The sequence below is a fragment of the Flavobacterium flavipallidum genome (assembly GCF_038289905.1).
In the GTDB taxonomy this organism is placed as follows: Bacteria; Bacteroidota; Bacteroidia; order Flavobacteriales; family Flavobacteriaceae; genus Flavobacterium; species Flavobacterium flavipallidum.
Map to the genome: position 1 here is coordinate 37262 of NZ_JBBYHU010000002.1, position 12648 is coordinate 49909.

Genomic DNA, 12648 nt, shown 5'->3' on the forward strand with positions numbered 1-12648 from the left:
ATTAAACACTAGCGTAAGCCGTCGATTCACTTGAAGGCGGAGCGATTTCATTAAGTGGTTCCAAATGACAGGCACAAACTTTAAATTCAGGTATTTTAGAAATTGGATCTAAAGTTCCCGGTGTCAATTGGTTTGCCGATTTTTTTCCTGACCAGTGGTACGGAATAAAAACAGTATCTTCCCTAATCGTTTCAACAATATTAGCCGGAAAAACCCCTTCTCCTCTTCGGGTAGAAACGCGAATTAATTCTCTTTGTTTGATTCCATATTGTTGTGCCAATTTAGGATGAATCTCCAATAATGGCTCAGGATACTGATCTACTAATTTTCCAATTCTACGAGTTTGTGTCCCACTTAAATATTGAGAAACTACACGTCCTGTAGTCAAAATCACAGGATAATCAACACAGGTTACTTCACCCGGAAGTTTATAAGGCGCAGGATTAAAATGTGCTTTCCCATCAGGTGTTTTAAACTTTCTGTCTTCCCATAAACGCGGTGTTCCCGGATGGTCTTCGCTTGGACATGGCCAAAAAACCCCCATATTGTCTTCTACTTTTTTATAGGTGATACCGTAATAATCGGCTGTTCCTCCTTTGGATGCTACACGCAATTCGTTGAAAATAGCTTCACTGTTTTCATAAGTAAATTTATCTTTAACTCCCAAACGTCTGGCTAATTCCAGAATGATAGCCGTATCGGTATGAGCATTCCCCGGAGGTGTTACAGCCTGACGAATACGAATCACACGCCCTTCGGCAGAGGTAGTTGTTCCCTCTTCTTCTTCTTGTAATGAACCCGCTAAAACTATATCGGCATGACGAGCGGTTTCGTTTAAGAAAAAGTCAATACAAACGTAGTATTCTAACTTTTCCAAAGCCTCACGCACATAATTACTGTTAGGTAAAGAGACTAATGGATTGAAACAAATAGACAATAATCCTTTAATTTCTCCCCGATGGATGGCTTCGATAATTTCATAAGCCGATAAGCCTTTTCCGGGTAAATCTTTCTCATCTATTCCCCAAACCTCCGAAATATATTTACGGTGTTCCGGGTTTTCAATGTCTCTGTTCCCGGGTAACTGATCACATTTATGTCCGTGTTCTCTACCTCCCTGACCATTTCCTTGTCCGGTAATAGTTGCATAACCGCAATAAGGTTTTCCAATTCTACCTGTTGCCAAAACCAAATTAATACAACCCAAAACGTTATCCACTCCTTTAGAATGATGCTCAATTCCACGGGCATGAAGTAAGAAACTCGTTTTCGCTTTACCCCATAACTCAGCGGCAGCTTTAATTTTTTCTTTCTTAATTCCGGTAATTTCTTCTGCCCATTCGAGCGTATTGTCTTTTACTGCATCTAACGTTTCCTGAAAACCAGAAGTATGATTATCTATAAAATCGTGGTCTAACATATCGTTATCAACCAAATATTTTAACATCGCACCATACAAAGCCGAATCGGTTCCCGGACGTACATCCAAATGAATATCGGCTGTTCTTGCCAAGGGAATCATCCTTGGATCTATCACTATTATTTTTGCTCCTCGGTCTCTGGCTTTCCAAATCCAATGGGTCAATGTAGGGAAGGTTTCGCTAATATTGGCTCCTGCTACAATAATTACCTCGGCATATTCTAAATCCGAATAGTTATTAGATCCTCTGTCAAGTCCAAAAGCCTTTTTATTTCCGGCACCGGCACTTACCATGCACAAACGTCCATTGTAATCCAGGTTTTTGGTTTTTAATGCCACACGAGCAAATTTTCCCACCAAATAACTTTTTTCATTGGTTAATGAAACTCCCGAAAGCATCGAAAAAGCATCCTTACCATATTTTTCCTGAATTCTTTTGATTTCCGAAACCGTTTTAGTCAATGCTTCATCCCAAGAAGTAGGTACAAATCCCTGTCCCGGAACGCTTTTCAGCGGACTCAAAAGTCGGTCTGGATGGTTATTTTGCAAATAGCGTTGTACACCTTTTGGACAAAGACGCCCTTCATTGAAAGGGAATTCCATCCAGGGTTCAAATCCTACTACCTTATTTTCTTTTACAGATAATTGAATTCCACATTGCATTCCGCAAAAACAACAATGTGTTTTAACCAACTCATCCGGTTCATCTCTTCCTTCATAGCCTTCCTTTGGACTATAATTTTTATGTGGTCCAAATTGTGCGATAATATGCTCTTCTGAAACAGGTAATTTTGCCATGTTTATATACTTTTATACCAATTATAATTATAAAATTTTCTCCCGTAAGCTTTCGTGACAGGTATAATGCCGATATAGTATGAAAATAGACTAATTTTTATTAAGCTATATTGAATACATAATCGGTATTATCTTTAATTATCCAAATAAATTACCGCCTGTTTGTCTTGCTCTCAGGTGCGCTTGTGCCAATCGGGCTCTTTTTCCTTCAGGACTCAAATCCAGATGCGAACCTCCGTCTTCCATGGAAAAATCAAAACCTAATTGTTTAGTCACTAGTTTCAAATCATCAATATGCAATTTGGTCGCAAATTCTTCACCTGTATGTGGACAAACTGCCATTCCTTTTCTTCTTCCTTCCTTATTATATATATGTGCTCCAATTTGTGCCGGACGCTGAATGATATGGAAAAATTTTCCAAACGGAATCCAAATCAGGAACATAATTACCGTAACAGCATGAAGCACCGCCAAAAAGTCGAAAGCAAAACCTTTCATGAATTGGTACGAATAAGTCAGTCCCAATCCTGTAACCGAAATAGCAATCAATAAAATAAGTGGTAACAAATCGCCTTCAAAAGTTTGAGTTGCAATCAATCCCGGATTAGTCAATCGTCTTCTTAAATAATAAACAGAACCAAAAATCACCAAATAAGACGACCAGTTCAACGCATGAAATGTCAGGAATGCCATGATAGAATCCAATTCAAAATCCATTACTTTGAAACCAAAGAAATGTGCTTCGTAAACCGAAATCGAATTAGGAGCCATCGTAAAGTGAATCCATCCAAATGTAAGAGGAATGGTGATTAAAAAAGCAGAAGTACAGCCTATAGCAATCATAAAATGCGCCACCCAGCGGTATTTTCCTCTTGGATAAATAAATTTTTGAAACGCTATATTTTCTATAGATTCTTTAGAAGCAAACCAAAAATGAGAAAACACTTTTCCTGTGAACAGGAAAGAAATTCCTCTTTTGAAATAAATCCAAGTAGGTGGTCTTTGCAACCATACTGTATAACGGTAAACAATCCCAAAGAAAGCGAATACAGTTCCAAATAAATAGGTAATTAAAGCCGCATCAAAATTTTGCAATTCTCTGGAGCCATAAAACACTAACACAATCATAAATACTGAAAGTAGTGTGGCAATGAGCAATGCTTTTACATTATATGTTCTGTTTTTCATTTTAATTTATAGTATTACCGCTTACAATTACAAATCCGTTTTTAAATCTATTTTATCCAAAAATCCAAAGGCTTTTCTTCGGGAGTAAAATTAAACAAAAGAAAAACTAAGTGAAACTACTTAAGTAGTTTTCTAAAGTACAAAAACACTTAAATATGTTATAATTCACGTATAGATCACTAATTTACAACAATAAATCCCATCAATTGTCATCAAACCATTAATTTTCGATATAAAATTGTAAAAAACGGACTGCTTTATTGAATATAAGCTTAGTTCAATGAATGTTCAAATTAAGTAGTACTTCATTTAACTTGGTCTTTCACATCCTTTTCGATTATAAAACCACCAGTTAATTATTGTTGCCAATATGGTAAAAACAATTAGTCCCATAAAGAATTGTACCACTGAACCGTTTGCTGAAATATTATTTCCTATTAATTTTGAAAAAATGAAAGGTCCAAAAGCTGCAATGGCTGCTGTCCAACCAATAACACCTGCTGCTTGTCGTTGATTCTCTGAAAAAATAATTGGAAACTGTCTAAAAGTACCCGCATTTCCAATACCTGTAAAAAAGAACATTGCTAAAATTACACCAACAAATAACGGAAACTGATCCATACTGGTAGGAGATACTAATCCCTGAGTAATTAAAATAACAGCTCCTGCTAAAATCCCAATACCTGTAATAGTTGTCAAGATGGCTCCTCCTACTTTATCTGCAATAAATCCAAAAGCTATTCTGCTGGCAGAACCAATAAGCGGACCATAAAAAGCATACACTAACGGATCCGGAGCATTTGGAAAATCACCATATAAAAATTTTATCATCAAAGGAAAAGCTGCCGATAATCCTGCAAACGTTCCAAAAGTCATTAGATAAGTAATTGTACAATACCAGGTATGTTTGTTTTTAAAAATATCCATCTGCTCTTTTACCGAAGCCTTCATCGGGATACTTTTTAAAAAAAACCAACTCATAAACGCCAAAACCAAGAGAAAACCAATATACCAAAATGCAGCAGATTGAATATAGATACTCCTTTTATTTACCGCCTCATTTTGAGGGCTTATTTTGTTTAATATTTTTTCAGCTAATTTAGGATTGGCATTAGCTATGGCTTTAGATTTTACTTCCAAAGGCAAAGCTGTAAAAACTACTGTATTATCTGCTGATTTTACGGCAGTTGTTACTGAATCTAAAACCGGTTTCTTTACAGTAGCCAAAATTTTATTTTGCGTTTTGACGTCCAAAGCAGCAAAAACTTCTTTTTGCTTTTCAATTGTTGAGTCTGTTAAAACATTTTGTGTTTCTTTGGCATCGATACTTGTAAATACCGAAGTGGTCCCGTAAATACTAACACTCAAAATAATCGGAGTAATAAACTGCGCTAAAGAAACCCCAAAATTTCCAATACCCGCTTGGATTCCCAATGCTGTTCCTTTTAATCTTTTTGGAAAAAACAGACTTGTACTAGGCATAAAAGATGAAAAATCTCCGCCACCAAAACCAGTGGTAATAGCCAAAAGAACAAATACCCAAAATGGAGTAGTCGTATCCATCACTGCAAACCCGATTCCAATTGCTGGAATTAATTTGAGTAAAGTTGCCACAGTCACTACATGCCTTGTACCGAAAATAGGCAGAATAAAGGTGTGTATAATTCGTAAAAAACCCGCAGCTAATCCCGGAATAGCGACCAACCAAAAAAGCTGATCTTTAGAAAATGAAAAACCAAGTCCGGGAAGTTTCACCGCAATGACACTCATCATAAACCAGGAAGCAAATGATAAGATTAATGAAAGAGTGGTTACTGTTAATGTTTTCCAGGCAATTTTGCTACCTGTTGCTGCCCAGAATGCTTCATCCTCAGGCTCCCACTTGGTCAACCATGTAGTACTTTGATTGGTTTGGGTTTCATTAGATACATTTTCAGGCTCTGATCCTATTTTTTTTAAGTAAGTATCCATAATATTATTTTTTAAAATTATTATATTTTATTGGTTGCGCTCAATTCCTTTTGTAAACTGAGGCATCTTTTCTCTCATAATATTAATAATGGTTCGGTGCATCCATAATAAACAGCCCACAGAAATCAGGAAGATAAATATCCAGGAACTCGTCCATAACCCCGTTGCATTCAATAAGTATCCAAATAATATTGGCCCTATAAATCCGCCTAAACCGCCTATTAATCCCACCATTCCACCTACAACTCCCACCTCATTAGGGAAATATTCAGGTATGTGTTTAAAAACAGCTGCTTTACCAATTCCCCAGGAAATCCCGATTAAAACTACCAGTACAAGATAAATCCACATATTGGCATTAAACTTTATTTGGGTGATTCCTTCTGCCAACAGTTCTTTCTTTTTGACTTCCTGATTTTGTTTGACTACGATTTCCTGCCATGAATTTCGAACAGGCAAAATATCAGAATCAGATGAACTAATGGTTGATTTTGCATTAACATTATAGGTTCTTTCTCCTACTTTAATTTCAGAAGCTGATATTTGATTAACCACTCCATTATTTGTGGCTAAAACTCCGGGACCTGATGTAAAAACTTCCATTTTAGGAAACATCAATAAAAAACTAATTGCTATTGAAGAACCTAAAACCCAATACATAACCGATCTTGCTCCATATTTATCAGACAAATAACCTCCAAAAGCCCTGATAATTCCTGATGGCAAACTAAATAAAGTGGCAAACATTCCTCCCATTACTAAAGTGGTGTGATACACATTCATGAAATTAGGTAACAACCATTGTGAGTAAGCCACAAAACATCCAAAGACTAAGAAATAATAAGCTCCAAATCGCCAAACACGTACATTTTTTAAAGGAGCCAATAACTCTGAAGTTGATCGGGATACTGTTGCTGCTTTTTTATTTTTGGCAAAAAACACAAACAATAATCCAATTGCTACCAATACAATTCCATAAATCACAGGAAGCATTTTCCAGCCGTTATCAGCATCTGTTTCTGATAAAAAATTTAATAAAGTTGGTGCAAAAAACGTAGTTACCGCAGCTCCTGCATTTCCCATTCCGAAAATCCCCAAGGCTCTCCCCTGCCATTCTTTAGGATACCAAACTGAAGTATAACCTACTCCAACAGCAAAACTGGTTCCTACTAATCCAAACAAGAAACTCAATATGGCAAATTCCCAAAATGAACCGGCAAATGGCAATAAAAACAACGGAATAGCACAAAGCAATAACAAAGCTGAGAATACTTTTTTACCACCGTATTTATCAGTTAAAATTCCAATTGGCAAACGAAAAATAGCTCCCGATAAAATAGGCAATCCTAACAACCATCCTACCTCAACAACCGACCAATTGAAAATTCCTCTATCTACTAAAAAAGTAACTAAAACACCATTTAAAGTCCAACAGGCAAAACTGATTGTGAATGCCAGTGTATTCAAAAATAAAATACGATGTGACTGTGATAAATTGCTCATAAATTCCCTGATTTAATTATGATGTAAAGATAAAATAGTCCTTTATCTATAAATATGATAAATATCAGCAAGTTTTATATTCTTACTAAATTCAACTAACTCAAATATAATTTATTTTTAAACACAAAAAACCTCTATTAAAAGCCAAAAGCTTTCCTATAGAGGTTCTTAAAAAAAAACGAATTAATAGACTTTATTTTAATGAAAATAGTTTAGGATTAAATGAAATCATAACCCACGCCCAATTGTTAGTATTTCCAGCATCGGTTACATTTTTAAGTCTTTCTAAAGTTGCAGAAGCAAACATTTGAGAATATCCGGCAGAAACCATAATGTCTTTTTGAACAGCATATCCCAAAGTAAAGTCAATTTCTGTTCCCAGATAACTGTCCATTTTTTCATTAGATGCATTTAAAACTGTATTGGGCGCATTAAATACATGGGGAGTTAAGGTAAACTGCCATTTTTTAAGAGAATAATTTAATTTCAAATAAGCATCCTGCAATCCCACACTATTTTGATGATTTCCTACGTAGAAATAATCCATAAAACCATTAAAAGCGTGATTGGTCCCAAAAATTGGGCTGAATGATTTGACAGTCAAACTCGTATTGTCCTGATCTTTCCCTGAGAGGAATTCATATCCTAAACTAGCTTTAAAAGCATCAGTTAAGGCATATCCTAAATTAGCTCCGGCATACCAGGCACTGACATTATTATTAAAATTTTTTCCTGTTTGTCCGTACAAACCTAAATTGCTATCCCATTTTTTATCTTTAAAAACAAGATAGGTTCCAAAAGTTTGTTTGTAATCGACTTCTAAATTTCCAACCGATTTTTCAAATTCATAACCCGTATTCAGCAATAAAAGACTTGTATTTATTTTACCAAATTGCGTATGATACCAGGCATATTGCATCGATTTATAGTTAGTGGTATAAGGCGTTTTGGGAGCGACTAAATTTTCAGCATTGGCATTCATTGCAAAACCTAAATCCAGTTGATGATTTTTTGGATGAAAAGAAAACAGAGCGGCATCATGGCTTTGTCCTTGTTGTATCCAATCGATTTCACCCAAAATACGCTGATTGTCATACGAAATCACCTGACGTCCAAAGCGGGCACTCCAATTAGGACTAAAATCATATTGTGCCCAGGCTTCAAAAACAGCCACTCCATTTTTATCTGCGGTAGCAGTTGTGCTAACATCACCCCAGCTTCGAATATTCTGTAAAGTCAGTTTGGCTTTTAATTTTTCCTGTTTGAAATTCAAATTCAAACGGGAACGCTGAGAAACAAATGAAGTTGCATCTTCTCCGTTTGACATCGGGCTTTTAAATCCGTTTCGATATTCATAACGAGGTCTGAATTGTAAATTGGCATCCAATTCCTGTGCATAAGTTCCCAGACTTATCATTGCTATGAATGATAAACCGATTATTTTTAGTGCTTTCATATTTAATTTATTTTTTGAGCTTCTTCTTTGATTTTAGCAATTGTTGGATCGGAGTTAACACTCAAACCTTCTTGCTGATATGTCAGTTCTCCGTCGGCATTGAATACGCTTATGATATTAGAATGAGAAAAATCCATTGGTGAAACTTTTTTATAATTTACTGCCAAAACCGCTGCAAACTCTCGTGTATTTTCTTCGGTAGAACGCAGGAAAACCCATTGATTACTATTCATTTTATTTTCGATAGCAAAAGCTTTGAGACGTTTAGGTGTGTCTGTTTCCGGGTCAATACTCACTAAAACCATTTGCACCTTGTCTTTGATATTTTCCGGCAAACGCTGTTCGATATTACGCATATCAGCAACCAAACGGGGACAAGCTGCTTTACAGGAAGTGTAAATCATCACCATCACCAAAACTTTTCCTTTCATATCTTTCATTTCGATATTTTGTCCGTTTTGATTCGTCCATTTTGAAGGAAGATTATAAATAGATAAATCAGAAATCGCTTTGTCTTTTTCAGCAGCTTTTACTTTTTGGTTACAGGATTGTAATGTTACTGCCAACGCAAATATTCCTAAAAAAAGCAAGCTTATGATTCCTTTTTTTATTTTCTGGCATTCTATTTTTGATTTCATCATCTTATATTTTGAATAGTTTTTGCAAGAGCAACTTTATCTTTAGCACAACGAAATCCAAGATTTCTTGTAGTGTATCGCGCTTTTAAACTGCCTCTGAAAGCATAGCGCATAAAGGCAGCATAATTCATTAAATCGGTAGCATTTACTGAACCGCTTCCGCAAAAGAGATTCTTATCGGTATCCTTATCTTTTCTGGATTCGCCGGAAAGAAAAATACTGTTGAAATCGGCCGTCCATTCCCAAACCAATCCGTGCATATCGTAAACGCCCCAATAATTTTTAAAAGTCTGCCCTATCGGATTAGCATAAGTTTTTGGTTTTTCATACCAGGACATGATGTATTTGTTGAAAGCTTCTTTGGTTCTGGCATCGATTCGTTTTTCGTCTGCCATTGCCACATATTCCCATTCGTCCATGGTTGGCAAACGTTTTCCCTGACATTCACAATATTTTTTAGCAGCAAACCAGGAAACATTAGTTACGGGAGCATTACTCAAATTATTTTTACCATAATCAAAATCACTTTCCCATTGGCTTAAATAGCTTTTATCTGCAAAAAGTCCTTTCATTTTAGAGCGACTATAAGCTGGATATTTTTTTACAAAAGCCAGATATTGCGCATTGGTAACCGGATACGCATCCATTTCAAAAGCAGTGATTGCAACCGGCTTCTTATCGGCAGTTCCATAAAGAGGAACGTAAGTTCCTCCTTTTATTGAAACCATTGGTGTTTTCTGAGCCCAAAGCGTTGTCCCAATTCCTAATAAAAATGAGAATAAAACTATTCTTGCCTGTATCATGACTCACTGCTTTTAAAATGACTATTTTATTTTCGCTGCGCCTTTACCATAACTGCTGTCACAACTTTTTTGCTATTTCCCCAGCTTGAATATACATACGTGAGTACGTCGGCAATTTGTTGATCACTTAATGCCTGAGGAGGCATGGCTCCACTAAATTTCTTGCCATTTACAACTATAGGACCGTTCAATCCTTTTACGACTCCTTTGATAGCTCTGTTAACATCTTTGTTCAGATAATCTGATTTAGCCAAAGGAGGAAAAGCACCCGGCACCCCTACTCCTGTTGCCTGATGACAGGCAACACAGGTTTGCATATAAATTGATTTTCCTTTGGTTGCATTCTGACTGTAACCATACAAACCTATTCCCATCATTACGATACTTAATACATACTTTTTCATTGGTATTTCCTATTTATTATTTATTTGAATTTTTAATGTTCGGCTGTTACTTTTGGTGCCGGCTTTGCTCTGATTGCTTTTACTTTGGCCGGAGTTACAACTGTTTTATTGTTTCCCCAACTGTTGTACACATAGGTTAACACATCGGCGACTTCTTCGTCAGTTAAATTCTGACTGGTCATGACATTATTGAATTTTTTACCATTTACTGTAATTTCTCCACTCAATCCATGCAATACAGCGCTAATGGCTCTATTAGGATTAGCATTCAGAAAATCCGATTTTGCTAACGGAGGGAAAGCATTCGGAACTCCTTGTCCTTCTGATTGATGACAGGCAAAACAGGTTCTTCCGTACAATTCTCTACCTGATTTAATTTGCTCCGGAACAGTTTTAGCCACAACGTTTTTCGCAGTACCATTCTCTTTTGGCATGTTTTGTATCGTTCCGCCTTCAGGCAAATAAATTCCTTCCTGAGTTGTTCCTGAATAGACTTTTTTATTCTCATCGCCTTCCACTTTTAGCATTCCCAAAGCTCCTTTGTTGAATGCTCTGAAAATAGAGTGATCAACCAGAATAAAAGTTCCCGGAACATCCACTTTAAACTCGACTATGGCTGAACCACCCGCAGGAATTAAAGTAGTTTGTACATTTTTATTAATTACATCTCCTCCTTCGATGTGTACTTTGTCAAAGATTTCCCCAATAACATGGAATGAAGAAACCAAATTTGGCCCACCATTACCCATATAAATACGAACCGTCTCTCCTACTTTGGCCGTAATGGCTTTATCTCCTGTTACCGCTCCTACTTTTCCATTAAAAACTACATAATCAGCTTGTTCCTTGATGGCTTTATTCATATCAAAGGGTTGTTTTCCTTGTTCGCCATAACTTCCTTTGGTATAAAAATCCCCTTGCATCACATAGTATTCTTTATCCACCGGCGGTAATCCTCCTTCGGGTTCGACCAAAATCAAACCATACATTCCGTTAGCAATGTGCATCCCAACAGGCGCTGTGGCACAGTGATACACATACAAACCGGGATTTATAGTCTTAAAATTGAATACTTTTTCGTGTCCCGGCGCTACCAAAGAAGAAGTTGCTCCTCCACCCGGTCCGGTTACGGCATGCAAATCGATGTTGTGCGGCATTTTGTTATCAGGATGGTTTTTTAAGTGAAATTCGACTTCGTCACCCACTCTGGTTCTGATAAAACTTCCCGGAACAGAACCGCCAAAAGTCCAATAGGTATATTTTACCCCATCGGCCATTTCACCTTCCTGTTCTTTAATTTCCATATTGACTATCAGTTTCATCGCCGCCCGGTCTCCCACCGGTTTAGGAACCAATGGCGGTGCTGTAAGTTCGGCTTCTTTTTGACCATCTGTTTTAATGCTCTGATAATATTGAGCATCTTTGTCTTCTTTTTTGGCACAAGAAAACAAACCAAAAGCCATTGCAATTGCTACAGCAATTCTGATGCTTTGTTTCTTTAAATTTAGTTTGGGTTTCATAGTTATTTGGTGTTAAATTTGTCTTGATTTGTATTACAAATATAAAAGACAAAAACATCCTTTATTATGATATTTGTCATGTTTGCACTTTTTATTCTCATTTATTTCATCAAAAAAACAACTAAAACCAAGACTCCTAAAACCAGACTTAAACTATATTTCCAAAACGAATTTGCCTTCTTCAGTTCCATAAATTGGAAAGCAACTAACAGGAATTTTATAGAAGAAAAAAACAGAATTAAAAGGATTATATCATCAGAAAAAAGGTCAGCATTTGAAATTAAAGCAGTAACCAAAGTCAAGACAATCAATAATCCATACGTAAATACCAGTGATTTTTTCATTTGCTAAAAAATTAAATAGAGAATTGGAAATAACAACAACCAGATCAAATCGCACATGTGCCAGAAAGCAGCACAGGCTTCCACATCTTCAATTTGAGTATCCGATTTTTGCTTTGTCATTCCGTAATTCGTCCAGATTAAAATGACCAATCCGATAATGACATGAATCAGATGGAATCCTGTTAACAACCAATAAAACGTGAAAAACATGTTGGTATCCAATGTAATCCCGGACTCGATTTTATGATAATATTCCAGGCTTTTCAGGATTAAAAACAATAATCCTCCCAGCATGGTCAGTTTAAAATAAAACGATGATTTTTGAATGTTTTTCTCTTTGAATTGCTGTACCGCATTGGCCATAAAAAAACCACTTGACAACAGAAAAACAGTATTTATGGCCCCAAAAGTAGTATTGAGTTGTAATCTTGATTGATGGAATAATTCTGTTTGTTCACTTCCGTAAAAAACCAATGCCACCATTGCTATCCCGAAAGTAATCAGTTCCAGAAAAATAATAATCCACATCAGAATACCTCCCGGCGGATAATAAATATTTTTATAATTGATTTTTAGTGTTTCCATTTTTTGTTTGTCTTAAAA

11 protein-coding genes are annotated in these 12648 nt (G+C 36.2%); all 11 read right to left on the minus strand.

Annotation, left to right across the window (positions count from 1 at the left end; all coding sequences use genetic code 11):
* Window position 1: 1 nt before the first annotated feature.
* Window positions 2-2218 (minus strand): molybdopterin oxidoreductase family protein, encoded by a 2217-nt coding sequence (locus tag AAEO59_RS01505; RefSeq protein WP_341698984.1) that lies wholly within the window; start codon window positions 2216-2218, stop codon window positions 2-4.
* A 138-nt stretch (window positions 2219-2356) separates the two neighbouring features.
* A complete protein-coding gene (locus tag AAEO59_RS01510) occupies window positions 2357-3406 on the minus strand; it encodes an MFS transporter (RefSeq protein ID WP_341698985.1) in 1050 nt (349 codons plus the stop codon).
* A gap of 309 nt (window positions 3407-3715) precedes the next feature.
* Window positions 3716-5377, minus strand: a complete 1662-nt coding sequence (locus AAEO59_RS01515; RefSeq protein WP_341698986.1) for an MFS transporter — start codon at window positions 5375-5377, stop codon at window positions 3716-3718.
* 27 nt (window positions 5378-5404) lie between these two features.
* Window positions 5405-6880: an MFS transporter gene (locus AAEO59_RS01520; RefSeq protein WP_341698987.1), complete on the minus strand. Its 1476-nt coding sequence runs from the start codon at window positions 6878-6880 to the stop codon at window positions 5405-5407.
* 193 nt (window positions 6881-7073) lie between these two features.
* Window positions 7074-8336, minus strand: a complete 1263-nt coding sequence (locus tag AAEO59_RS01525) for an alginate export family protein (RefSeq protein WP_341698988.1) — start codon at window positions 8334-8336, stop codon at window positions 7074-7076.
* A gap of 2 nt (window positions 8337-8338) precedes the next feature.
* Window positions 8339-8974: an SCO family protein gene (locus AAEO59_RS01530; RefSeq protein WP_341698989.1), complete on the minus strand. Its 636-nt coding sequence runs from the start codon at window positions 8972-8974 to the stop codon at window positions 8339-8341.
* Window positions 8974-9777, minus strand: a complete 804-nt coding sequence (locus AAEO59_RS01535; protein ID WP_341698990.1) for a formylglycine-generating enzyme family protein — start codon at window positions 9775-9777, stop codon at window positions 8974-8976. The genes AAEO59_RS01530 and AAEO59_RS01535 overlap by 1 nt, the downstream gene beginning before the upstream one ends.
* A 26-nt stretch (window positions 9778-9803) precedes the next feature.
* The gene (locus AAEO59_RS01540; protein WP_407934911.1) at window positions 9804-10181 is read right to left on the minus strand and encodes a c-type cytochrome; all 378 of its coding nucleotides are present in this window, start codon (window positions 10179-10181) and stop codon (window positions 9804-9806) included.
* A gap of 32 nt (window positions 10182-10213) precedes the next feature.
* Window positions 10214-11644, minus strand: coding sequence for a copper-containing nitrite reductase (gene nirK, locus AAEO59_RS01545; RefSeq protein ID WP_341699120.1), 1431 nt, complete (start codon window positions 11642-11644; stop codon window positions 10214-10216).
* A 158-nt stretch (window positions 11645-11802) separates the two neighbouring features.
* Window positions 11803-12045, minus strand: coding sequence for a cytochrome C oxidase subunit IV family protein (locus AAEO59_RS01550; protein WP_341698991.1), 243 nt, complete (start codon window positions 12043-12045; stop codon window positions 11803-11805).
* A 3-nt stretch (window positions 12046-12048) separates the two neighbouring features.
* Window positions 12049-12630 carry a cytochrome c oxidase subunit 3 gene (locus AAEO59_RS01555; RefSeq protein WP_341698992.1) on the minus strand — a complete coding sequence of 194 codons (582 nt, stop codon included), beginning with the start codon at window positions 12628-12630 and terminating at the stop codon, window positions 12049-12051.
* Window positions 12631-12648 lie beyond the last annotated feature (18 nt).